20 protein-coding genes, 1 tRNA gene, 1 rRNA gene and 2 pseudogenes are annotated in these 25,299 nt (G+C 32.2%); 9 read left to right on the top strand and 15 right to left on the bottom strand.

Annotation, left to right across the window (positions count from 1 at the left end; genetic code table 11):
* Positions 1-16: 16 nt before the first annotated feature.
* On the top strand, positions 17-1,318 hold the full coding sequence (locus tag ACGH6R_RS08330; protein WP_267350021.1) for an ATP-binding protein: 1,302 nt from the start codon (positions 17-19) through the stop codon (positions 1,316-1,318).
* A gap of 25 nt (positions 1,319-1,343) precedes the next feature.
* Here the strand turns inward: ACGH6R_RS08330 and ACGH6R_RS08325 are convergent, their stop codons facing one another.
* On the bottom strand, positions 1,344-2,090 hold the full coding sequence (locus ACGH6R_RS08325) for a M15 family metallopeptidase (RefSeq protein ID WP_267350023.1): 747 nt from the start codon (positions 2,088-2,090) through the stop codon (positions 1,344-1,346).
* 91 nt (positions 2,091-2,181) lie between these two features.
* Here ACGH6R_RS08325 and ACGH6R_RS08320 point away from each other — a divergent pair, with 91 nt between their 5' ends.
* The 3 genes from ACGH6R_RS08320 to ACGH6R_RS08310 are packed head-to-tail and all read left to right on the top strand — an operon-like array spanning position 2,182 to position 4,644.
* Complete coding sequence (locus ACGH6R_RS08320) at positions 2,182-3,363, top strand: bifunctional tRNA (adenosine(37)-C2)-methyltransferase TrmG/ribosomal RNA large subunit methyltransferase RlmN (protein WP_411599394.1); 1,182 nt, start codon at positions 2,182-2,184, stop codon at positions 3,361-3,363.
* Between the two features lie 31 nt (positions 3,364-3,394).
* The gene (locus ACGH6R_RS08315) at positions 3,395-4,009 is read left to right on the top strand and encodes a hypothetical protein (RefSeq protein ID WP_411596979.1); all 615 of its coding nucleotides are present in this window, start codon (positions 3,395-3,397) and stop codon (positions 4,007-4,009) included.
* 59 nt (positions 4,010-4,068) lie between these two features.
* The gene (locus tag ACGH6R_RS08310) at positions 4,069-4,644 is read left to right on the top strand and encodes a manganese efflux pump MntP family protein (RefSeq protein WP_411599392.1); all 576 of its coding nucleotides are present in this window, start codon (positions 4,069-4,071) and stop codon (positions 4,642-4,644) included.
* A gap of 204 nt (positions 4,645-4,848) precedes the next feature.
* On the opposite strand, the gene groL is transcribed toward ACGH6R_RS08310, so the two are convergent.
* The 3 genes from groL to ACGH6R_RS08295 form a co-directional block, all read right to left on the bottom strand.
* Positions 4,849-6,495: a chaperonin GroEL gene (gene groL / locus ACGH6R_RS08305; RefSeq protein ID WP_220216186.1), complete on the bottom strand. Its 1,647-nt coding sequence runs from the start codon at positions 6,493-6,495 to the stop codon at positions 4,849-4,851.
* Positions 6,496-6,542: 47 nt separating this feature from the next.
* Entirely contained in the window at positions 6,543-6,836 is a 294-nt protein-coding gene (locus ACGH6R_RS08300; RefSeq protein ID WP_034915350.1) for a co-chaperone GroES, read from the bottom strand.
* A gap of 146 nt (positions 6,837-6,982) precedes the next feature.
* The gene (locus ACGH6R_RS08295; RefSeq protein ID WP_267380051.1) at positions 6,983-7,420 is read right to left on the bottom strand and encodes an FxsA family protein; all 438 of its coding nucleotides are present in this window, start codon (positions 7,418-7,420) and stop codon (positions 6,983-6,985) included.
* Between the two features lie 157 nt (positions 7,421-7,577).
* On the opposite strand from ACGH6R_RS08295, the gene ACGH6R_RS08290 reads away from it, so the two are divergent.
* A tRNA-Phe gene (locus ACGH6R_RS08290) sits at positions 7,578-7,653 on the top strand.
* Between the two features lie 1,848 nt (positions 7,654-9,501).
* Here ACGH6R_RS08290 and ACGH6R_RS08285 read toward each other — a convergent pair.
* The gene (locus ACGH6R_RS08285; protein ID WP_411599390.1) at positions 9,502-11,103 is read right to left on the bottom strand and encodes a DNA cytosine methyltransferase; all 1,602 of its coding nucleotides are present in this window, start codon (positions 11,101-11,103) and stop codon (positions 9,502-9,504) included.
* A 276-nt stretch (positions 11,104-11,379) separates the two neighbouring features.
* Between ACGH6R_RS08285 and ACGH6R_RS08280 the strand changes: the two genes are divergently transcribed.
* The 3 genes and pseudogenes from ACGH6R_RS08280 to ACGH6R_RS08270 all read left to right on the top strand — a co-directional run.
* Complete coding sequence (locus ACGH6R_RS08280; protein ID WP_411599388.1) at positions 11,380-12,834, top strand: MvaI/BcnI family restriction endonuclease; 1,455 nt, start codon at positions 11,380-11,382, stop codon at positions 12,832-12,834.
* A gap of 337 nt (positions 12,835-13,171) precedes the next feature.
* On the top strand, positions 13,172-15,880 hold the full coding sequence (locus ACGH6R_RS08275; protein ID WP_411599387.1) for an ATP-dependent RecD-like DNA helicase: 2,709 nt from the start codon (positions 13,172-13,174) through the stop codon (positions 15,878-15,880).
* A gap of 76 nt (positions 15,881-15,956) precedes the next feature.
* Positions 15,957-16,748 (top strand): annotated as a pseudogene (locus ACGH6R_RS08270) (phosphorothioated DNA-binding restriction endonuclease); the annotation flags it as partial.
* A 27-nt stretch (positions 16,749-16,775) separates the two neighbouring features.
* On the opposite strand, the gene cobB reads toward ACGH6R_RS08270, so the two are convergent.
* From cobB to ACGH6R_RS08255, 3 genes are read right to left on the bottom strand one after another with little or no spacing between them, the layout of a single operon-like run.
* The gene (gene cobB / locus ACGH6R_RS08265; RefSeq protein ID WP_267380043.1) at positions 16,776-17,465 is read right to left on the bottom strand and encodes a Sir2 family NAD+-dependent deacetylase; all 690 of its coding nucleotides are present in this window, start codon (positions 17,463-17,465) and stop codon (positions 16,776-16,778) included.
* 45 nt (positions 17,466-17,510) lie between these two features.
* Complete coding sequence (locus ACGH6R_RS08260) at positions 17,511-18,326, bottom strand: hypothetical protein (RefSeq protein ID WP_267380041.1); 816 nt, start codon at positions 18,324-18,326, stop codon at positions 17,511-17,513.
* Positions 18,310-19,149: a VanW family protein gene (locus ACGH6R_RS08255; RefSeq protein WP_267350048.1), complete on the bottom strand. Its 840-nt coding sequence runs from the start codon at positions 19,147-19,149 to the stop codon at positions 18,310-18,312. Before ACGH6R_RS08255 ends, ACGH6R_RS08260 begins: the two co-directional genes overlap by 17 nt.
* A gap of 147 nt (positions 19,150-19,296) precedes the next feature.
* Between ACGH6R_RS08255 and ACGH6R_RS08250 the strand changes: the two genes are divergently transcribed.
* On the top strand, positions 19,297-19,998 hold the full coding sequence (locus ACGH6R_RS08250; protein WP_267380039.1) for an aspartate/glutamate racemase family protein: 702 nt from the start codon (positions 19,297-19,299) through the stop codon (positions 19,996-19,998).
* A 214-nt stretch (positions 19,999-20,212) separates the two neighbouring features.
* On the opposite strand, the gene ACGH6R_RS08245 is transcribed toward ACGH6R_RS08250, so the two are convergent.
* The 7 genes and pseudogenes from ACGH6R_RS08245 to rrf all read right to left on the bottom strand — a co-directional run.
* Positions 20,213-20,518 (bottom strand): hypothetical protein, encoded by a 306-nt coding sequence (locus ACGH6R_RS08245; RefSeq protein WP_267360518.1) that lies wholly within the window; start codon positions 20,516-20,518, stop codon positions 20,213-20,215.
* A 221-nt stretch (positions 20,519-20,739) separates the two neighbouring features.
* Positions 20,740-21,600 carry an RNA polymerase sigma factor RpoH gene (gene rpoH / locus ACGH6R_RS08240; protein WP_065558060.1) on the bottom strand — a complete coding sequence of 287 codons (861 nt, stop codon included), beginning with the start codon at positions 21,598-21,600 and terminating at the stop codon, positions 20,740-20,742.
* A gap of 199 nt (positions 21,601-21,799) precedes the next feature.
* Positions 21,800-22,762 carry a permease-like cell division protein FtsX gene (gene ftsX / locus ACGH6R_RS08235; RefSeq protein ID WP_267350055.1) on the bottom strand — a complete coding sequence of 321 codons (963 nt, stop codon included), beginning with the start codon at positions 22,760-22,762 and terminating at the stop codon, positions 21,800-21,802.
* Positions 22,763-22,767: 5 nt separating this feature from the next.
* Positions 22,768-23,421: a cell division ATP-binding protein FtsE gene (gene ftsE / locus ACGH6R_RS08230; protein ID WP_267360522.1), complete on the bottom strand. Its 654-nt coding sequence runs from the start codon at positions 23,419-23,421 to the stop codon at positions 22,768-22,770.
* 9 nt (positions 23,422-23,430) lie between these two features.
* A pseudogene (gene ftsY, locus ACGH6R_RS08225) lies at positions 23,431-24,354 on the bottom strand (signal recognition particle-docking protein FtsY); the annotation flags it as partial.
* A gap of 161 nt (positions 24,355-24,515) precedes the next feature.
* Entirely contained in the window at positions 24,516-25,079 is a 564-nt protein-coding gene (locus ACGH6R_RS08220; RefSeq protein ID WP_411599385.1) for a pseudouridine synthase, read from the bottom strand.
* Between the two features lie 111 nt (positions 25,080-25,190).
* Positions 25,191-25,299, bottom strand: a 5S ribosomal RNA gene (gene rrf / locus ACGH6R_RS08215); the annotation flags it as partial.

The following is a 25,299-nucleotide window of genomic DNA, read 5'->3' as shown; positions in this document are numbered from 1 at the left end:
TGATAATAGGCTTGAGATGAATCGTCGATTATTTTGGAAAATACTCATTATATTTTGGGTGATTTTCTATCTTACTTTTCAGTTAACCTGGATTGCATTTTCTTATTATATAGAAAATAAAAACCAACGATTTCTCAATCATATGCCGACAAAAGTCGATATGATCGCTCAATTATTACATGTAGCAGGTGAAAATGAAACGTTAAATTTTGTTGCTCATCTGCCTGAACGTGAGCGAGTTTTATTATCAATAAAATTGATTTCTCCTCAAAACGATCAAATCAATATCATTACGGATGAATTAGAACCGCCAAATTATATTTATCAACGTACAGCAGTTGCGCCTGATGGAACACTTTATGCGGTTTCATTTAGGGAAGATAAAGATAAAGACGATCAAGTCAAAAAAGCCCTGTTTAATATGCCAATGCCAATTGTGTTAATGGGAATTTGTGTGGGATTAGTCTTTAGTCTCTTTTTGGCTTGGAACTTAACCAGACCAATGAAACTATTAAGGCAAGGTTTTTTCAGAGTTTCTCAAGGTGATCTTTCGGTTAGATTATTTAATAAACTTAAACCACGCCATGATGAGCTTAGCGAATTAGGCAAAGATTTTGATATGATGGTTGAACAACTCAATATTTTAATCTCAGACCGCCAAGCTCTTTTGCATGATGTTTCACATGAGCTTAGAACGCCACTTGCTCGCTTACAATTAGCCATCGGATTAGCTCAACAAAATAAGCAAAATATTGATACTGCATTAGCAAGAATAGAATTAGAATCTGAACGATTAGATCAACTTATTGGTGAAATATTAAATTATTCACGTGCTGAAATGAATAATCGCACAGATGAATATTTTGATCTAAAAGATTTATTGCGTGTGGTCATTAATGATGCAAATTATGAAGCGAATCACCAATCGATAAATGTTCACTTCATTTCATCAGCGATTATTCATTCTATTGTTAAAGGTAACTCGGAACAAATTCGCCGTGCAGTTGAAAATATTATTCGTAATGCAATTCGCTTTTCAAAACCGGGACAAGAAGTTAATGTATCTTTAAAAGAAGTCGGTAAATACCTACAAATTGAAGTTAAAGATCGTGGTCCTGGTGTCGATCCAAATAAACTATCGAGTATTTTTGAACCGTTTGTTCGCATTCAATCGCCTCAATTAGGTAAGGGTTACGGTCTTGGTCTTGCAATAGCCAGAAAGACGTTCACCATGCATAATGGCACTATTCAAGCAACAAACCGTGACCATGGTGGACTTACGGTGACAATTCGCTTACCTTATTGGCGAAAGCATTAATCAACCATGCATATTCATTTACGGATTAATAGCAATCAGTATTAACCGTTAAGACAAATTCTTTCACTAATCTTTCTAAATCAATTTTATCGTGACCGATGAAATTTAAGACTTGTGTGATGGTGCTTGGTTCATTTTCTAATAGTGTTTTATATTGTGCTATATATTGGCTAGCGATAGGCTTATAGGACCAATGCCACTCTTCTGGCTGATAGCCTCCATTTCTTCCTTCGTTAAACGCTTGGCAAAAGCCATACTTAGGTAAATTGTCCTGAAGCCATTGATATAAAATTCTACCCTTTTTATCATTTTTGAAATAATCTGATGAAACACTGGTAATATCGATATCCGTTCCCCAATGATGACGAGATGTACCGGGCATTGATGAATATTTTAGTATTTCTTCAGCAATTTGTTCTGGATCATTAAACTGATTGGACAATTTATCCCATTTACGCTGCCAAATTGAGTTTTGATAGGTGTAATTACGTGTAGCACTTACGATAATAAACGGAATATCAGGATGTGCTTTTTTAAAAGCTTGATAAGCTTTTATAAGCTGCTGAGTGGGTTCCTTTTGAAGATACATGCCCTTTTTATTGACAGGTAACATGGTAGAATCTAATGCGACAAAATTATTGTCAATCTTTTCATCAAACTGTCCAATTAGTTTGTTAAAAGGTATAGGTTGTGCCATAGTAAACGTTGAATATAAAAATAGGGTTAATGTTAAACAGAAAATATGGATATATTTTGCTGAATTTGTTTTCATTATTAATATTCTATTAGCCAGATAAAGGGAAAAACAGTATAATCCTTTCCTTAAATTTTTAAATAGCCATAATGTGTAAAAACGAGGCCATATGTTAACACCTGCTACACCAAATACGTCTGTTAATTGTGCAGATGCATCCAATCTTAATACAACTAATCCTAAAAGTGAAAAAATAAATTTACTTGATTTAACTCGTCAACAATTGAGAGAGTTTTTTATTTCATTGGGCGAAAAACCATTTAGAGCCGATCAAGTCATGAAATGGATCTATCATTTTGGGGTAGATGATTTTGATCAGATGACCGATATCAACAAAAAGTTACGTGAACATCTAAAATTAATCGCTGAAATCAAAGCACCAGTAATTGCAATGGAACAACGCTCATCCGATGGTACAATAAAATGGGCGTTAGATGTTGGTGATAACCAGATGATTGAATCTGTTTATATTCCAGAAAGAGATCGTGCAACTCTCTGTGTTTCATCACAAGTTGGCTGTGCTTTAGCGTGCAAATTCTGTTCAACCGCACAACAAGGCTTTAATCGTAACTTAACGGTATCTGAAATTATAGGTCAAGTATGGCGAGCATCGAAAGTCATTGGTGTAACCGGTAAATTAGCAGATAGACCTATTACTAATGTGGTCATGATGGGTATGGGAGAGCCTCTACTCAATTTATCGAATGTCGTACCAGCAATGGAAATCATGTTAGATGATTTTGGTTATGGCTTATCAAAAAGACGAGTAACCCTATCGACTTCTGGTGTTGTTCCTGCTTTAGATAAATTAGCAGGTATGATTGATGTCGCCTTAGCTATTTCATTGCATGCGCCAAATGATAATATACGTAGCGAAATTATGCCAATTAATCAAAAATATAATATGGCAATGTTACGCGACTCAATTTTACGTTATCTATCGACATCAAACGCTAATCATGGAAAAGTAACGATTGAATATGTATTACTTAATCAAATCAATGATAGTGTTGAACATGCTCATGAACTTGCTAAATTCTTAAAAAACGTTCCAAGTAAAATCAATTTAATACCTTGGAACCCATTCCCTGGTGCTCCTTTTTCAAAATGCTCAAACACACGTATCGATCGTTTTATGAAAACGTTAATGGGATATGGATTTACAGTGATTGTTCGTAAAACACGTGGCGATGATATTGATGCGGCTTGCGGTCAGTTGGCCGGTGACGTCGTTGATCGTACTAAACGGACTTTATATAAAAAGCAAAATCTTATTAAACAAACAGCATAACGATCAAGGTAAATTAATAAAGGAATAGTTGATGAAAAAAATACTCATATTACTAAGCTGTTTAGCATTATTAACACTATCAGGCTGCCAAATAAATGGTAACGAAGAGTTCGATCCCGAAGCGGCAGCTTTTGCAAGAATGCAATTAGGGTTAGGATATCTAAGCAAAGCAAATGAATCGGAAGATAACATTAAAGCTGCACACTATAATCTCAAATTAGCAAATCAATATTCACCCAATAACCCACAAATTATGCTAGCTATGGCAATGTTTGATCAGCACGTTGGTGAATACAATGAAGCAGAAATGATTTATAAACGCATTACCCTTATGCAACCAGGTAATGGCTTATATCATGTACATTATGGATCTTTTTTATGTGGTCTTGGACGTTATCAGGAAGCACAAAAGGAGTTTGAAAAAAGCCTTGAATACGATCGCCATAATTGGAAAGCCGATACCTATGAACAATATGGATATTGTGCAATCCAAAATGATGATAAAAAAACAGCTGACTTAATGTTTAAACAACTTTTCCAATATGATGCAAAACGTCGTGAAACGGTTTTAAAAACAGCTGATCTTTATCAAAATAAAGGTGATAAAAGAATAGCGAGTTATTTATTATCAATTGTTGAACAATAAAGTACAACCCTATATTAAATAATCGTTTATCCAAATAATTATAAACAAGAGCATATGTCATGAGTTTTTTGATGATATTTTTATTAGCAATGGCAATGTCTACAGATGCTTTTGCGGTTGCTGTTTGTCGTGGAATTTCATTTAAATCGACTCCCTTTATTGGCGCCTTAAAAGTTGGTATTTTATTTGGTGTCGTTGAAGCAATCACACCATTGCTAGGTTGGCTCATAGGCATTTTGACACTGCACTATATAGAGCGTTGGGATCACTGGGTAGTATTTGCTGTCATGTTATTTTTAGGCATTAGCATGATTTATAATAGTTTTAAAGATGGCGATGATGATTTTTCAGAAAAAGAAATAGCTTCTTCCAAAAAATCTTTTCTTATCTTAATTTTTACCGCTATTTCGACTAGTCTGGATGCATTTGCTGTTGGAATTAGTTTAGCATTAGCTAGTGTTAATATTTATATTGCAGCAAGCATGATTGGATTAGCAACCTGTGTCATGGTGACTATAGGTTTATTACTAGGAAAAAAAATTGGTTGTTTTATCGGAAAACAAGCCGAGATTTTAGGCGGATTGGTGTTAATTGCGATTGGCGTAATAACACTTTATCAGCACCTTTCAATTTAAGTTCGATAACTAGAATAAATTTAATACTCTTTTTTCACAGTCCAACATACCTTAATTTCAATTTGTTAAATTATTGAAACTAGCTAAATAGTTTTTTTGATAAAAAAAGAATGAGAAGATGAAAAAATTGAATTGTGAATATAAAAAAACTACCCGCGTAAACGGATAGTTTTTTAAATAATTATTTTGTGTTTAAGGAAAGAATTACATCATTCCGCCCATACCACCCATGCCGCCCATACCACCAGCAGCACCTAAATCAGCTTTATCATCTTTAGGTAAATCAGTAACCATACATTCAGTTGTGATCATAAGACCAGCGACAGATGCAGCATATTGTAATGCACTACGAGTTACTTTAGTTGGATCTAAAATACCCATTGCAATCATATCGCCATATTCTTCAGTTGAAGCATTGTAACCATAGTTACCTTTACCACCTTTAACTGCGTTAACAACAACAGATGCTTCTTCACCACAGTTAGTGACGATTTGGCGTAATGGTGCTTCCATTGCACGAAGTGCAACTTTGATACCTACGTTTTGATCTTCATTCGCACCTTTTAGCTCAGCAATCGCTGAAGCAGCACGAACTAACGCTACACCACCACCGGCAACAACACCTTCTTCAACAGCAGCACGAGTTGCATGTAATGCATCTTCTACACGTGCTTTTTTCTCTTTCATTTCAACTTCTGTTGCTGCACCAACTTTAATTACTGCAACACCGCCAGCTAATTTAGCCACACGTTCTTGAAGTTTTTCTTTATCGTAATCAGAAGTTGATTCTTCAATTTGTTTACGAATTTGTTCAACACGAGCATTAATTAAAGACTCTTCACCCACACCATCGATGATAGTGGTATTGTCTTTGTTGATAACAACACGTTTAGCTTGACCTAAATCTTCTAATGTTGCTTTTTCAAGCTCTAAACCAATTTCTTCAGAAATGACAGTACCAGCTGTTAAAATAGCGATATCTTGTAACATTGCTTTACGACGGTCACCAAAGCCTGGTGCTTTTACTGCTGCAACTTTAACAATACCACGCATAGTATTTACCACTAATGTTGCTAATGCTTCACCTTCAACATCTTCAGCAATAATTAATAGTGATTTACCCGCTTTTGCAACCGCTTCTAATACCGGTAATAATTCACGGATATTAGAGATTTTTTTATCAACTAATAAAATATATGGACTATCTAATTCAACCGTTGCTGTTTCTGGTTTATTGATGAAATAAGGTGATAAATAACCACGATCAAACTGCATACCTTCAACCACATCAAGTTCGTCTTGTAAACCCGTGCCGTCTTCAACAGTGATAACACCTTCTTTACCTACTTTTTCCATTGCTTGTGCAATTAAAGTACCCACAGTTTCATCTGAGTTAGCAGAAATAGTACCAACTTGTGCAATTGCTTTAGAATCTGCACATGGAGCTGATAATTTTTTAAGCTCTTCAACAGCTGCAACGACTGCTTTATCGATACCACGTTTTAAATCCATTGGATTCATTCCTGCAGCCACTGCTTTTAAGCCTTCGTTAACAATAGCTTGAGCAAGCACAGTTGCCGTTGTTGTACCATCACCAGCAGCATCATTAGCTTTCGATGCCACTTCTTTAACCATTTGTGCACCCATATTTTCGAATTTATCTTCTAATTCGATTTCGCGAGCAACTGAAACACCATCTTTAGTGATAGTTGGAGCACCAAATGATTTATCTAAAACGACGTTACGCCCTTTAGGACCCAAAGTCACTTTTACTGCATCAGCTAATACATTCACGCCTTGAAGCATTTTAACGCGAGCGTCATTACCAAATTTTACATCTTTAGCGGCCATCTTCGTATTTCTCCTAAATTCTGTATATAATTTAAATTAGTTGCCAGTTATGCTTGTACAATAGCTAAAATATCGCTTTCAGACAGGATAAGCACTTCTTCATTATCGATTTTTTCTGTTTTAACGCCATATCCTTCATTGAAAATTACGATATCACCAACTTTAACATCTAGCGGTTGTACTTGACCATTTTCTAAAATGCGACCATTACCAACAGCTAAAACTTCACCACGTGTTGATTTACCTGCAGCTGAACCTGTTAAAACAATACCGCCAGCTGATTTTGATTCCACTTCTTTACGTTTAATGATCACACGATCATGCAATGGACGAATTTTCATTAGTTATCTCCTAGCACTAATATTTAAATAGATGATAATTAAAAATAAATCATAAAATTATGATTTTAAAATGTAGTGAAGTTTACATGGGGGTCTTTTTTATATTCTTCAAGTGAGGAATTTCAAAAAAATGACCAATTGATTATTTATTCATCATCTTTCCGAATAAATTCTCCTTCAATAATCTCATCAGATTGATTAAAGGATCTTGATGAATCAACGCTAGATTGAATAGGCATTTTTTTTACAATTAATTTCACTAAATAATTTTGTACGTAAGGAATTAATAAAATCACTCCTAATATATCAGTCAAAAATCCCGGAATCAGCAGGAAAAAACCAGCAAATAGCAAAGCGACATTTTTAATTACTTCGTTTTTCAAACTTTGATGATTAGCCATTTTTTGTCGCATAATACTAAAATTCTTTAAACCTTGGGTTTTAACTAAAGAAAACCCAATAAAGGAAGTAGCAATAATACAAATTAGCGCAAGGAATACTCCAATTGAATCAGCAACCTTTATGAAAAAACTAATTTCGAAATAAGCATAAATGAAAAAAAGAATACACAAGAAATATCGCATGTAACAATTCCCTTAAAATAACGTGATATTGTTATATATTAGTAATAATATAAAGCTAATAAGTTATTTTTCAACCAAACAAACTATTTTTTTAAAAATATATCACAAAAAGAATTGACGAATTATCACAGATCGTGTTTAATACACCTCCATTGTTGCCCGGATAGCTCAGTCGGTAGAGCAGGGGATTGAAAATCCCCGTGTCCGTGGTTCGATTCCGCGTCCGGGCACCAATCCTAAAAGAACACCAGCGAAAGCTGGTTTTTTTGTGTCTGAAATTCCAGCAAATTAAAAACTTTAAAAAATCGTTATTAATATCGATGAATCAATATGTTTATTGACCTGAAATTTAAAACAATCCTCACGTTAAAATAAAAAATAACTATATTAATAAAATATAAATTCTAATCCCAATAGAAAAGGCTTATAAAAGTATAATCAAATGATTGGTTAAAAAATTCGTTGTTATTAACACTATTATGTTTACCTATTGTTAGTCACGAAGATGGTAAAAAATGGATTGATATATTGCTCAATGAACGACACCATTCTCGTGATAACAATTTGCAAAGTTTGACCAGCAGATGAAAGCAAATCTATTGTCGTTTTACCCTTACTACATAGTTGGCAACTTAATGCACTTAAAAGTTATGCCAAAGAATTAGTTGATTTTGAAATTGATACAGATCGTTATCAACTTAATCCTTAAACTTTGGCTTTTGGTGTTCGTATTCAATATAGAATCAGATCAACTTCCTCTCCTTATAGCGCAGAATATATTAATCTCTACGTTAAACAAAATAATAAATTAAAACCCGTTGTTAATAATCTCCCCATGTTTGAACTTTCAGTTGAGAATGATCAAAGGTACGCACATAACATTCATATCTATGATCGTAATATAATATTGGGAAGTAGTATGACTCATGGTTATGTCGACCTAATTGTTTTAAAAATGTAAATCGAATAGCTCTGGTAAATGATTATGGCGTGTATTACGCATGAAATTGTCTTACCTAAAAAACGTTTTATTTATTTTACAATGGTTTGGAATATCCTGTAAAAAAGATTGAGGAATCAGCAATAACAGAGGATTGCAGGAATTGAAAAATTTATAAATATGTTGTTTCAAAAAACAATAATTTTTTGACACGCATGATAATTAGAATATATGTTCTCAAAAGACAAAATTTAAAATAAATGAATATGGGAATATTGCGGAAATAAATTAAAATTAAAAGGGAAAAAGAAGTTCATCCTGTTCTTATTATTCATGCTGCTATTTTCATGTAATGAAGATAATAACCTAAATCCCACTAAACATGTCGATATTGATAAAGACCCCATTTGTTGGATCTCCTTCGAAAGCATACAATTCTATATTGGTGAAGACTTAGCCAGCATTGAGAAAAAAATTGATATAAGGGTGTTTCATAGAAGTATATCCCAATGAAGGTATGTATATATCTCCCTACAAAGACTATAATTATCCGGAAATAACGTGGATGCGAAATCTATCTTGAACGTTTGATATAAATTTAAAATTACATTCGCTATTACCAACACATTGATTCAATCTGCGAACAAAACAAATGTCCCCCCCTGAAATTATACATGGCGATACTTTAAGACCCGTTATATTAACGTTCTGTAAGAATAATATGGAATTAACAAACTGTGTAATCTAATTTAGTATCCAAAAATAAAGCCGGCTATTCCTAGCTTTTTATCAATTACGATTTGGAAGTAAATATTCTCATTTTCTATAATAATCTTCGACTTTTACATTAATTTATTAAGAATAATGGATTGAAAACATTTGAAAAATGATGGATTATGGAAATTAACCAATTAAATAATAACTAACTTTTATAAAATCCCTTCAATTTAAGTGATTCAAAATATAGAAAAACAAAGGTTTAAACGTTTTATTAACTTTTATAATACAGTTCCTCATAAAATGTTTTAATATAAATAAGGTATTAATTTTGTTTGTAATGTTCATTACAGATAAATAATCTGATTAATTCCTATAATTAACAATATAAATCTACTGTAACCTATTAAAATAAAACTATTTGTTAATTTTTAATTAACATTAACAATTCAGCAATTGATTTTCCTAATGCTAAGGCAAGTAATGGTGGAACAGCATTACCTACTTGAGTATATTGAGGAACCTCAAACTTTCGCATTTGTCCCCCTGTAGTTACTTTTGAACGGAAAACAAAATTATCTGGAAATGATTGTATCCTCGCCATTTCTCTAACGGTTAGTACTCGTAATTCTTTCTCATCATAATGACAGGCATCATCAGGAATAGATAGTGCTGCGGGTGCTGGAGAAGCTGGATTTAAGGCTTTTTGAGTTTGTTTTTGTGTTGGATGTAATTTCAAGTATTCTTCAAAATCAGCTTTATTAGTAAACGACTTCATTTGATTATTATATTGTAAATAATTGAATTTTTTTAGTTTACTCCAAACATCTTCAGATAACTTAGTTTCTTTACCTTTTAAAATGTTAAATACTGCATTGGTAATTTCTTTATTATTACATTTTTGTAGTATTTGATAAATACGGAATCGACATTTAACAAGTTGGCTATTATTACGTAATTCATGGTTACTAATTTTTTTTCTTGTTTTTATTATATTTGTAAATTCAATATTTAAACTTTTGATAAATGATGAAGGTTTTGCCGGATTATTAAATTTTAGATCATCGAGTGCTAATTTTACATTAACCTCTTTATGGCTAACTAAATGTTTTAAAAAAGAGTTTTGAAACAATTTAAGATGTTCGGGAATTGATACGTCAAAATATGGGAGAGCTCCCCAAACTACTTTTTTGACGTTTTTTTGGATTAAATCATAAAATTTAAGAGAAGGGGAAAATAATTTTTCTTCAGCACTCCCTTTTTTAAAAAAGGGGATCAAATTTAGAAAAATATCATGACGAATAGCTAACATGATAAAACGTGGTCGATTTTGTGGTACACCTGCAAATTTTGCATTTACATGCAAGCAAAGTGGAATATATTTTTTTGTAGCAAATACTTTAGCAACTTCAAACCAAGCATGATATAGAGAACCATCTTTATCCTTAAATGCACGTAAAATACCTGTCACATTTTCTAGTAAGACAATCTTAGGCTGAACTTTTGCAACAAAGTTCGCAAATTCCCAAGGAAGGGTATTTTTGTCGCTATCTTTCTCACGTAAACCGGCCATACTAAAGCTCTGGCACGGGGGACCGCCAGAAATTAAATCAATTTCAGTATCATTGAATGCGGATTTTAATGCATGTAAAAGTTCTATATCGTGTTCGATTAAATGATTTAATTCAATAATATTTCCAATGATAAGTGAGTTTTGTAATTGCTTCTTGTCCTTTGGTATGTCACAGAAACCTTTATTGAGAGAGGGATAGTTAAATGGATTCTCTCTCAAGCGTTCAGTTAAGATATCAAATTGACTTGAAAGCCAAAAGGTTTTTTTAGGCTTTTTATTTTTTTTTGCTAATTGTTCAAAATTTTCATTAAAAAAGTTATAGGCAAATGTTTCCGCTGCCATTGGTGATAGTTCATTAGCTAACGTAAGCTCAAATCCCGCCTTTTCCAATCCCAAAGATAATCCTCCACAACCTGCGAATAATTCAATATGACTAAACTTTTTTTGAGACATCAATTGATACACCTAGATTAACAAAAATATTAAAAATGAATTCTAAACTAGAAAAGAGAAAAAGTCCAGGGTTTAACAATATAGAATTTGACTTTTGAGAGTTGTCTCGATATTCTAAAAAAATAAGGCTTAGAGAGAAGCCGCCAGTCCACGCTCGTAAAGACTTATTAGTCCTCTCTGTAGTAAAAAATCGTTTCAATTGCACTTTTAACTTATTTGTGGGCAGTAAGTTTAGTGCATGTTTTTCTTTGAAACTTTTTATTACAGGGAGGTAACATGCCTAAAGAACATCCTTATATCGTTCGTTTAAAAAAGCAAGCTAAAACACTTAAAAAACAAAGTAATATTACTAGTGCAAAAGCATTAGATGATATTGGTCGTCAGAAAGGTCATTCTAGCTGGAAGGCTTTACTAAGAAATTTTGAAAACAATCAGAATTTAAAAACGCCAACAGCTAAGATTTCGACAACTTTTGTTGAAAGTGATGATATTGAACTTGACGAAGAAGATCAGGAATTTTTAGCGGAAGAACGTAAAGATGAGCTGCCATTAGATATTAAGCTTAATGTATTAGATAACCAAAAAACATTGGCTTCCTATTCTATTGATTATTCTATTTTTGAACCAACAAAAACAGGACTGAAAAAATCTATTCTTGATGCAACGCAACAAGTGAGAACTCATTTTGAACTAGCTAAGTTTCATCACTATGCTAAACAAAAGCAAGGAATTGAATTTAAGAAAATATCTAAAGCTTTCTTTTTATCTCCTTCAACGGTTCGCGAAACCAAAATGAGTTTATATCGGCCGGTAACGAAAAAGGGTGACCCAAGGATGTGGTTTACTGCTTTAGGTACTTTTGCTGAGGCTGGAGATCAAATTGCTATTATTATCTTTAACCAAGTTCCTTACTTGCTAAATCTAAGTAAAGTTAATCTGAATAATGAATTGAAATCACTTAGTAATAAAATTAGTAGTTTCATTTATGAATATACAAAACAGACTAATACGATTGCTGATGAGCTATTATTTAAATTAAAAGAATTAGCTAGAAAACCGATAAAGGCAATCGGATATGGTGATACCACGGTAGGAATGTCAATTGAATGTGCTCTTGGCATTTCCCCTAACTCGAGTAAACAACCTGATTATAAAGGTATTGAATTGAAGTCAGGTAGAGGAAATAAGAATAAAACTCGTACTACGCTTTTTGCTCAAGTGGCTGATTGGTCAAGCAGTCATTGTAAAAGTAGCTCAGAAATTTTAGATAAATATGGCTACCAAAGGGAAGAGGATTTTAAACTATACTGTACATTAAGCACTCTACAAAAAAATAGTCGAGGTTTAAAATTTGAAATAAAAGAAGATGTGCTTTATGAGTATCATTTAATAGAAAAGAATGGAAAAGAACTCAAAGAGCCAGTTGCTGTATGGAATGGTTCCATGCTACGCTTACGCTTACGTGAAAAACATTCAGAAACCTTTTGGATTGAAGTCGAAAGTACTATTATCAATGGCGAAGAGTATTTTAACCTTAAATCAGTAATTCATACAAAGTCACCATTATTAAATCAATTAATGCCTCTAATTGAGAAAGGTATAATTACAATGGATCACCTAATCAAAAGAAATGCAAAAAACAATAGTGTTTCAGAGAAAGGTCCATTATTTAAAATCGATAAGCGGAATTTGGAATTACTATTCCCTAAACCTGTGAAGCATTTATTCTAGAGTAGAATAATAAGTATTAAAATATTTTTTATAGATCATAAGGTCAAACTTCATAATAAATATCATTGTGTTTTCTTATCTAAATGTATATTATTACACCATAAAATATATATCTATTTAGATAAGAAAGATTATTGAAAAAATAACTTTTATTATTGGAATTGATTTATTTTCATAGATTATTATACGTCACTAGATATATAACACCTGAAGGTATTAAATTCAAGTCATCGTTAAAATGAATTACTTCAAATAAGTAACTTTCTTGAATGTAATTAATCATATTTTTAAAAGAGACATATCTAGATAATATTTAAGAATACATTATGGAGAAAATATGACTCTAGACGAAATTAGAATTGCTGATGAAACTATATGCAAAAATATTAGATTAATTCGATTTTGTGATAGAGGTTTTATTTCTCAAAATATATTGTCTCAATTAAGAAATTTCGTTGAGACTATTGCTGTTGCGGTTTTAGCAAAGAAACAGAAGAATATCTCTTCTAGAAATTATCAAGATATTCAGGATAGTTTGAAGTTAATTCAAACAAAAGGACAATATAAAAATCTAAGAGTCTTTCACGAATTCTTACAAAAATCAGTTTCTCATTATATTGTTAATGAAGACTCTTCTGAGCGATTAATGTTAAAATACTATGAGCATTTATTGAAGCTAAAAGAATTTGTAAAAACTGAATTTGATCTGAATATTTTAAACAATATAGCAGATTTCCCTCTTAATTTAGATCCTCAACTATCAGAGTATTATGAAAAAATAGCCTATAAAATTGATAGATTTTCCGGTAATTCCTCACTTGGTGAGCGTTACTATATTCACAGAATAAAACCATTTTTTGTCAATTATAAAATTTATTATGAAGTATCCTTTTTTATTGCAACAAATAACACAAGTAAATTTGAAAGAGTTATAGCTTTTACTAATATAGATATTATGCCAAATTATGCTGTCAAACTCTCGTTACACAAAACGAAGATAGATGTACTTAATCGAAAGATGGATATTTGGATTATTAATGATTGGGCAATATCTATTAGACAGTGTGAATTTAAAAATTTTGCAAAAATCTTAAATCAAGAAATTAACGGTAATAGTAAAGAAGAACATTCGTTAATGAATTACTTGCAGCATGAAAAAATTAACTTAGTTGAGCTAGTGAATGCAAGTGATAACCATTATAACAATATAAAAATGCATCTAGTTGGTTCTAATCCAACAAACCAATTTTTTTCTGTTTTAGAACGATGTAGAGAGTTAGTCAAAAATACTCAAAATGGCTGCAATATTATCCAATATCTACTTTATCGTATGAATAATAGGATTATAAAAGCTCAATATAATAAAAATGATACTTGTAGTGCTCTCTCTGATTTATCATTAAAATATGGTTGTATTCCTTTTGATCAAATGCCATTTGCTTCTTCACCTATAGGTCATAATCCACATTTAAGTGATTTATTGGTTTGTTTTTCTATTGAAAAAAGAGAGAACGAATTTTTTGCTAGAAAAATCACACAAAACAATGAAATTGAACGTATTCTTTTTAGCGATGCAAGTAATTTTAAACATATAGAAAATATTGATTCTTTAATTTTAGATTTTAATAGTCGTTTATATCAAAAAACTGAACCTCAAAGAAATAGAGCTTTATATAAATTCTACAACCATATTTATATTAAAAATTATGTTGATGCTTGCGTTTATATTTTAAATGAAATTCAAAAATTAACGAAAAATGGCTTAACCAACTATAATAATTCAATGACAATCTGGCTAAATAATCTGGCTAATCCTATAGATTGCGAAGAAAAAAAAACGATTCTTAAAAGTCTTTTTATTGACTCAAATGTAGCTTTAATTTATGGAGCAGCAGGTACAGGAAAATCGACCTTAATTAGTTATATATCCAATTATTTTAGTGATAATAATAAAGTATTTTTGACAAATACAAATACAGCAAAAAGTAATTTGGAAAGACGGATTAAAACCGAAAAGTGTACTTATTTAACCGTTTCTAAATTTTTAAAAAACCCTATTAAGGCTGATGTTTTATTCATTGATGAAGCTAGTACTATTAGTAATCGAGATATGCAAAACACTTTACAATTAGCAGAATTCAAATTATTAATATTAGTTGGAGATAACTATCAAATAGAATCAATAAGATTTGGTAATTGGTTTAATATTATTAGAGCGTTTATTCCTGATAGCGCAGTTCATGAGCTAAAAATACCTTATAGAACTACCAATTCAAACTTACTTAATTTATGGAACAAAGTTAGAGAACTAGATACATCTATTTTAGAATCTTTGGTCGTAAGAGAAACTGATTCCTATTCACAAAAATTGGATGACACTATATTTGATATAACTGAATCTGATGAGATTATCTTATGTCTTAATTATGATGGTCTTTATGGTATTAATAATATTAACCGTCTATTGCAAGAAAGTAATACAAATAAGTCTATTCAATGGGGTATAAATACTTATAAAGTAGGCGACCCTGTTTTGTTTAATGATACCTCGAATTTCTCATCTGTTATCTATAATAATCTGAAAGGAACTATAATCGATTTTGGAGAAGAAAAACCATTGGTTTGGTTTATAATAGAAATTGACGCTGTATTAGATGAATCTAGTTTTTGGGGAATTGAAGGGTTAGAGTTTATGGGTATATCTTCTACAGGAAATGCAATAGTCAAGTTTTTTGTTGAATCAATAATAAATACAGATGAAGATGATTTATATAACAAGAAAACTATGCCATTTCAGATTGCCTACGCAATATCAATACACAAAGCGCAAGGATTGGAATATAACTCTGTAAAAATAGTCATTAACAATGAAATCGACGAGGCTGTTACACACAATATTTTTTATACAGCAATTACTCGCGCAAAAAATAAATTAAAAATTTATTGGTCAGCAGAGAGCGAGAAAAAGATTATAGAAAGTTTTAAAATCAATGATTATAAAAAAGATGTTATGTTCCTTGAAAAATATATTTCTCAAAAAACATAAATGAAGATTGTTTTTTAAAGTTGTAAAAAATTACTAAAAAAATATATTTTAACAATAGATATAAAAGAGGATACATCTATTACTTCTGTATGTCTTATCAAAATATAAACAAAGTCATACACGTTTATTTAATTATAAAACTGAAATTGAGGAACCATTGCTTGATCTCTTGATGCGTTTTAGTCCTCGACGTACACATTACTATCCTAATATGCCTTTTTGGAGATTGAAAAATGATGGATTCTGGCAATTAACCAATATTGAAAATTGCATAAATATCAATAATCCAAGTAAAGAACCAACCAGTAAACAGCTAGCCTCATCACAAGTTTATGGGGGATTTGATGAACCATCCTATCAATGTCTAATAAAAAATCCATCAGCTATCGATCAAATAGCAGAACAGATTTTAAGTCAGCATTTTCCTGAAAGTGTGCAAGAAAATTTAATCAATCGACTTGATTTTAGTTTAATAAATTTTAATCGCCAACGAGATCCAAAGTTCAGACAGTTAGTCTTACGAGCTTACAATTACCAATGTGCAATTTGTGGTTTTGATTTAAGGTATGATTCAGTATCCATTGGTCTTGAAGCCGCTCATGTAAAATGGAAACAGCATGGCGGTCCTTGTGTTATCAATAATGGTTTAGCGCTTTGTTCATTACATCATTCGGCTTTTGATATGGGAGTAATTGGGCTTGATAGTAGTTTAAAAATTAAAATATCAAATGGTATTAACGGTAATCAAATTGTCGAAAGACTATTTTGGGATTTTAACGGAAAAGATATTAAGCGACCTAGATCGAAGGAAGATTATTTACATGATCGGTTTGTTGAATGGCATTTGAGAGAAGTGTTTAGGAACTAATAACGATGACCAAAATCGACAATCAAATTAAACAATAAATTTTTTAATAAATTCAGGCACAACTTGACTTGCTGGGCCGTAAATTTTGGTTTGAAATAAACTTTCACTTAAACTTGGCTCTAAATTAAGCTCAACAGTTTTAGCCCCCGATTGATTGGCAACTTTTACAAATCCTGCGGCAGGATAAACATTACCAGATGTCCCAATAGAAATGAAATAGTCAGCCTGTGAAAGTGCATCGTAGATTTTATCCATTTGTAATGGGATTTCTCCAAACCATACTATATGGGGGCGAATAAATTTATTTTGTTGATAATCGACATCTTCCAGACAATCGATAATCTGCCCTGTTTGTTCATTGCGCACTTTAAGTAATTCCCCGTGCATATGAATAATATTTTTAGAACCTGCTATTTCATGTAGATTATCTACATTTTGTGTGACCACTAATACATTTTCACTGCCCAATTTGTGTTCCATTTCAGCTAAAGCAAAATGAGCTAAATTCGGTTTTACATCAGGACTTTGTAATTTTCTTCGTAGCATATTATAGAAGGAATGAACCGCAATGGGATTTCGACTATAACCTTCATAGGTTGCAACATCGTTAACATCATGCCCTTCCCACAATCCATTTTTCGCACGGAATGTCGATAGCCCAGATTCCGCCGATATACCCGCACCAGTTAAAATAACAATTTTAGGTGTTTTGATCATATTTTAGACTCCAGTATTCAAAATTATGCCGATTTAACTAAAATACTACTGACTATATTCCGTAGTAAACATGTTCAACGCGGGTTTGTTCAATTTCTGATACTTGCTATAGGCAGTAGCCACTTTCAATCGAATATTAGCTTTGCTTTCGCCTTTTAACCAAGCATCGATCATAGCGTGCACACTATATGCTTCCGGAGCCATAAGATGCATAGTTAAAATTAAGGGCGAAATCCCCAAACCAGATAACGGTTTCGAAAAATATTTTTGACTTTTACAAGCAAAAACGGCCGCATATCTCGATTTTTGTTGTTCTTGTGCGTCATTTGGAAGTGTTTCCCAACGCCAACTATCAGGCAAAAATTTATGCCAAGACCATTCCATTAAAGCATTATGACCAATATAAACGACTAAATCAGCTTTACCTCCAGCCGTTATTTTCTTGTTATCTATCGTAAATGATGATTGTTTTTTGCCTGCTGAATATTCTATAAAATCATCAATAGTATCATCTATGTATTTGCCATTATATGCCTGAGCAATCAGATAAACATCTTTGCTTCGATGCTTATATATAATCTCTTCTAATATTTTATCATCATCAGGTTTATTGATTTGTACTACTTGCCACTCTTTTTGTTTACCAAAGTAGGTTTTAAAACCATAGGCCGCCCCCCAATAAAGATTATTTTTTGGATCTTGACCATTACCGATTGCAGCCGGAACTGGTGCAATGCCTTGATACTTATTATCACATAATGCAACAACGACATGAATCACTTTGGGATCAGCAAAACATGAAAAAGATAAAACTAAACACATTAATGGCATTAATAATAGATATTTACTCGTTTTCTTCATTTGTTATCAATTCTCCATTCACTTCGTATTTTACAATTACATTATTTTTATACATCATTTCTGAACGAATACATGCCGGGGCGCCACCGACATTGTTTTTGGTCATGGTGTCTCTCCAAATTTCATTTTTTCTATAGATAACACCTTGCCTTTTAATAAAGGCATGCTGCTTTTCATAAACATGATAGCTGTATTGTCTTTCTTCATCACATAATAGCTCACCTTCTAGTTGGTGCTCTCCAACATGAAGCATAATTTGAAACGTTTTATCGGTAGGATTATAAATAATAAGATCAATATAATTATAAAAAATAGCGGCACCCGAACCAAAAGGTAACACTCGACCATCATCAGGAAAAGGATCAAAGCTATGATTTGCTCGTTCGACTATTTGGAGTTCTGAATGGAGAGCTAACCAATGAATTAGATTACTAATCTGACATATACCACCGCCAATACCGGAACGAGCTACACCAAATGATAGTTCCATTCCATTCAAAAATCCTCGCTTTTTAGTTGGTTTTCCGACTAATCGGCAAAACGAAAAATATTCACCTGGTTTAATTAAGATTCCATTTAACGAATCCACTGCAATTTTTAGATTTGTGACTTTATTGTATTGAAGCTGAATATCGCTGTTACCCAATCGACGTATTAATTTGGATGTATGTTTTTTATAACGATATGGTAAACGTAAATCATGACTACGTTCTAAGCTATATTGACGCGAAGAACAATACCAGAACAAATGACGAAACAAACGACGCTGATTTACCCTTAACCAATAAAGTAAGGGATGATAACTTGATAACGGTTTAGACATTAATTGTTTTTTATCTTAAATTCCAATAGGATAAATTATAACATTAGTACTATTTTTTGAGAGAAGAGATACATAAACTTTTAATAATAAACTAAAAGATATCTTAAAGAAGTTATATTATGATTTAGTACGTTAAGGATGAATAAAATGAAAACAATAGGTTTAATCGGCGGGATGAGCTGGGAAAGTACCGTGACTTATTATCAAGTTATCAATCAAAAGGTAGGACAATCATTAGGAGGATTACATTCAGCGAAAACACTTTTATATAGTGTCGATTTTCAAGAAATTGAACATTGCCAAGCCAATGGTGAGTGGGATAAAAGTGCGCTTATTTTAATTGATGCAGCGAAAAGGTTAGTGCAAGCTGGTGCAGATTTTATCGTGATTTGTACCAATACTATGCACAAAGTCGCAGATCAGATTCAAGCAGCCATTGATATTCCCATTCTTCATATTGCTGATGTTACGGCACAGCACTTAATTAAAGAAAATATTCAAACCGTTGCTTTGCTTGGAACAAAATATACGATGGAACAAGACTTTTATAAATCAAAACTGATTAATAAAGGTTTAAAAGTGCTGATTCCCGATGAGCAAGGTAGAATGATCATCAATCAAATTATTTATGATGAACTTTGCCATGGTATCATTAACCCTACATCGAAACAAACCTATCTTAATATCATTGATAAGCTAGTTATAAAAGGAGCCCAAGGAGTGATACTTGGTTGTACGGAGATTGGTTTATTAATTTCTCAAGCAGATCACAAGATCCCTTTTTTTGATACAGCTCTGTTACATGCTCAAGAAGCAGCATTAAGCGCAATAAATAAAGGTTGTTTTTAATCCTATAGCAGATGGCAATCTAAATACTTACCGATTGCCTTTAATATAAAATCGCTACGAAAAAATTCTTGATTTTAACTGATATGAATAATATGCATTTTCAACAAAAACTAATTAACTTTTTATTGTGCGCTTTGAAATCAGTTATTATAAGCACATAAAAATTCTTTTGAATGGATACGCTAAAGAATCCTTGTTTAATGTTTCATTGAAATTAGCGTTCCTCTATAGCGCCTCGCATCGCAGAGTAGGCCGCATTACATTCACCTTTAATCACATCTGGATTTTTTTCAACCATCTGTCTAAACTCCTCAATACTTTTTTTAATTGACTCTTCAGATTCGGCAGGCAGTTGTGATGTATTTTGTAAATCCAAAATCAATGCAATATAGCGATCACATTCAACTGCACCAGTATCTATTTTGATAGTTCCTAGGTCATGTTTATTTTTTTCATTACAAGCAACAAGATTTGCAAACAGAAGGCTTAATAAAATACTTTTAGTAATTTTTTTCAACATTTCTTATTCCTAAATTAGTAAGTCATTTACATAAATATATTTATGCAATGTGGTCATAAATAAAGATTATTTTTTATTTATAACATATTTATATGTTTTTTGGATGAATTTTGATAATAGTATTTTAAACCCCTATTAACTGTAATTTAAAGATTTTATTCATAAAAAAAGCCTTACTGCTTTTCCAGCAAGGCTTATAAAAGTAGCAGTTAACAAAAAGCTTATGCTTCTATCGCAACACGTAGTTTTTTCATAGCATTTTTTTCAAGTTGGCGGATTCGTTCAGCCGAAACACTATATTTATCAGCCAAAACTTGCAACGTTGATTTACTATCATCAGCATCTAACCATCGAGCTTTAATGATATCTTGGCTACGTTCATCTAATTGTGATAAAGCATCATGTAACTTGTCGGTTGCATCATTTTCCCAATTATCATTTTCAATTGATTTAGAGAAATCTGAATTACTATCTTCTAAATATAATGCCGGCGCAACAACTGCGTTATCATCATCATCGCTATCGACATCAAAGGACATATCTTGTGCAGACATACGCGATTCCATTTCAAGCACATCTTTACGGCTAACACCTAATTCATCAGCAACCATATCAACTTCAGCACTATTAAACCAACCCAAACGTTGTTTATTTTTTCTTAAATTAAAGAATAATTTTCTTTGTGCTTTAGTCGTTGCAACTTTAACAATACGCCAGTTTTTTAACACATACTCATGAATTTCAGCTTTAATCCAATGTACTGCAAATGACACTAAACGAACGCCCATTTCAGGATTAAAGCGACGTACTGCTTTCATTAGACCAATATTACCTTCTTGTATCAAATCTGCTTGTGGTAAACCGTAACCAGAATAACCACGGGCGATGTGCGCAACAAAACGTAAATGCGATAAAATTAATTGTCTTGCTGCATCAACATCATCATGATAGTAAAGTCTTTCGCCTAAAGATTTTTCTTCCTCAGCAGTTAGCATAGGATAGGTATTAATCATGCGAAGGTAAGATTCAATATTGCCTTGTGGGATTAAAGCACCTACTTGCATTTTTAAATCAGTACTCATTTAATTCCCCCTTTATTTAAACTTTTTTTGTTGTATTTATTTTTGATTACAACAATATAAAACTTTATACAGTTTTATAACTTTTAATATTAGACAGTTAAAATGTAATTTAGTTCACAATTGGGTTTAAAATAAAAAAATATTTATAAAAATATTAATCATCTTTTCTACTTAATACTATTAAGAAGAACTATCTTAATTAACTAATTTTTAAATATCTTTTTGTTGTAATAAGTGATGATAACCATCCTATCACAATTGTAATTAATACAATTAGCAAGACTTCATCCCACAATAACCCTTCTAGTGAAAATACTGTTCCAAATTCATTTGAAACATTTAATATAATAGATTCTATCTGAAAAATAAATATTTCCGATAAAACGACAGAAAATAAAGCACTTATAAATCCAATAAACATTCCACTATACAGAAAAGGGCGTAAAATAAAACCTTCGGTAGCGCCTATTAATTGCATGACAATAATTGTTTGTTTTCGGGCAAAAATACTTAAACGAATACTATTTCCAATAACCAGTGATACTGCAAAAATCATAAATATTGCAATAACCCAAACTATTGCCTTAACCATATCAGTTAAAGCAGTCAAACGAGTAAACCAGCTATCGTCTAGTTTGACATCATCGATACCATCAATTTTGAAAATTTCTGATTGTAATTTATGAAGTATTTCTGTCTTTTTTGCTTCTGGTTTAGGAATAATAATTGCTACCGCCGGCAGTGGATTTTCTTCTAATAAATCTAATGCACTACTGAATCCAGACCATGAAATAAATTCTTCTTTAGCATCATCGCGTGAAAGATAATTAACTTTTTCCACCTCTGAAAGAGATTTGATTTTTTCAATTAATTCGTTAGTTTGTTCAGCATTAAATGTCTTGCTTATATATGCCGTTAAATTTGGCGTTGGAGACCACCGATGTGCAGCTTGATTCGCATTTTTCCATAACAAATAGCCGATTGTTGGTAAGCTTATTGAAATTGCTATAACTAAAATTGTCAGTAGTGATGTTAAAATATTTTGTTTAAAATGATTAAAAACATTTTGCCATGCATAACTTATTTGTCTTTTCCAACGACCCAAAAAGTGACTTTTATTTTTAGAAGTTGCTTTGGCTGATCTGACATTAGCGTTTATCATTAATATTAGCCCTCTAAACGCCCTTGATTTAAATGAAGTATTCGGTGGTGTTTTCGACGAATAAGCCCAATATTATGCGTTGCCATTAATACCGTTACGCCAGCTTGATTAAATTCTTCAAACAATTTTAAGATATCTTTTGAAAGTTTATCATCAAGATTACCTGTAGGCTCATCGGCTAATAACACACTGGGACGATTAACAATCGCTCTTGCAATCCCTACCCTTTGCTGTTCTCCACCAGATAACTGAATGGGATAGAATTTAGCTTTATTGATTAATCCAACTTTATCAAGCGATGCAGAAACCCGTCGTCGGATTTCTTCAACTGGTTTACCTAAAATGATTAAAGGAATAGCAACATTGTCATAAACAGTATGATCCATAAGTAATTGGTGATCTTGAAAGATCATACCTATTTTTCGCCGTAAAAAAGGCATATCCTGCTTTCGTAACGTTGACACATCAATGTTATTAAGCATTACTTTACCATCATTCGCTTTTTCCAAACCACAAATAAGACGCATTAAGGTGCTTTTGCCAGCACCCGAATGACCTGTTAAAAATGCCATTTCACCTGTTGATAATGTAAAGTTTATATTCTGCAATGCAGGTCTTCCGCCCGAATAAACTTTACTCACATGTTGAAATTGGATCATAGCCTCTCTCTATTCATCTGTTTCATCAAACAGTGCGTTAATAAAATCATCAGCGTTGAAAGGTCTTAAATCTTCAATTTTTTCGCCAACACCGATATAACGGATAGGGATATTAAACTGATCAGCAATACTAAAGATAATACCTCCTTTTGCGGTACCATCTAATTTAGTTAAGGTCATGCCTGTTAATCCAACTGCTTCATTAAATAATTTAGTTTGGCTAATTGCGTTTTGTCCAGTGCCTGCATCAATTGTTAACATGATTTCATGTGGTGCAGTTTCATCATGTTTTTTTATCACTCGAACAATTTTTTTTAATTCATCCATTAAATGTGATTTGTTTTGTAAACGACCTGCAGTATCAGCTATTAGAACATCAATATTTTTGGCTTTGGCAGCTTGAATGGCATCATAAATAACTGAAGCCGAATCCGCATTAATATGCTGTGCAATTACCGGAATATTATTTCGTTCTCCCCATACTTGTAATTGTTCAACCGCTGCAGCACGAAATGTATCACCTGCGGCAAGCATAACAGATTTACCTTGTTGTTGAAATTGACGAGCTAATTTACCTATTGTTGTTGTTTTACCGACACCGTTAACACCAACCATTAATATCACAAATGGTTTATGAGTTGAAATATCCAGCGGTTTATCAACTCCATTTAATACAGATTTCATTTCTTGCTTTAATAGTTCATGTAAAGCATCAGCATCTTTTAACGCTTTGCGAGAAGCATGTTGAGTTAAAGCTGAAATAATTTTTTGCGTAGTTTCAAAACCAACATCTGCAATTAATAATTGTTCTTCAAGTTCTTCAAATAAAGCATCGTCTATTTTTTTTCCTCTAAATAAATTTAAAAAACCTGATCCAATATTTTGTTTTGTTTTAAAGAGACTTTGTTTTAGACGAGAAAAAAATCCCTCTTTTTTTTGTTCTACCATAAATAGTTATCCTATGATCATGATAAAGATCATTTTATCTTATTTTAGTATAAAGCCCAATTTATTCAGTACAAATAGATGAATATATTGATCTAGTTTATTCAAAAATTCTCTACAAAATAGTACTTAATTATCTGCTAGTTATTTTATAGATAAAGATTATTTAGGTTTATTGTTTTCCATTGACCTAAAGGTAAATTATGGCTGAATAAATTATATTGACCTATTTGGACTCTAATCAATCGTAAACATGGAAAACCAACTGCAGCACACATCCTTCGAACTTGTCGATTTTTACCTTCTGTTATAGTGATACTTATCCATGATGTCGGAATAGTTTTACGTTCTCTAATAGGAGGCACTCTTTGCCATAGGAGTGTTGGTTCTTGCAAAATAGTTGCTAGTGCAGGTGCAGTATAAAATTCTTTTAATTGAACACCACGCTTTAATTTATCTATTGCTTGTTGAGTAATTGATCCTTCAACTTGAACCCAATACGTTTTTGGTAGCTTAAATTTTGGTGAACTAATTTTAGCTTGTAGTTTACCATCGTTTGTTAATAAAAGTAATCCTTCACTGTCAGTATCTAATCGTCCAGCAGGATAAAATTTGGGTAATGAGATAAAATCTTTTAATGTTGGATACTTTTCATGTGCTGAAAATTGAGACACCACATTAAATGGTTTATTAAAAGCGATTAATAAGCTCATCTCAAATCATATCCCTTTCTGTCGTCAGCTTGGTTAAGTTTAATTATTATTTCTAAACCATCAATAGCAAAAAGCCCAGCATCTCTGCTGGGCTCTCGCTCTTATTTAAAAGTCTGGCGGCACCCTACTCTCACATGGGTAATACCCACACTACCATCGGCACTACGGCGTTTCACTTCTGAGTTCGGCATGGGGTCAGGTGGGACCACCGCGCTATTAC

It is taken from the genome of Gilliamella sp. CG13, from assembly GCF_046635805.1.
GTDB lineage: Bacteria > Pseudomonadota > Gammaproteobacteria > Enterobacterales > Orbaceae > Gilliamella > Gilliamella apicola_I.
The sequence above is the reverse complement of the archived record's forward strand: the minus strand, read 5'-3'. Positions and strand labels throughout refer to the sequence as shown.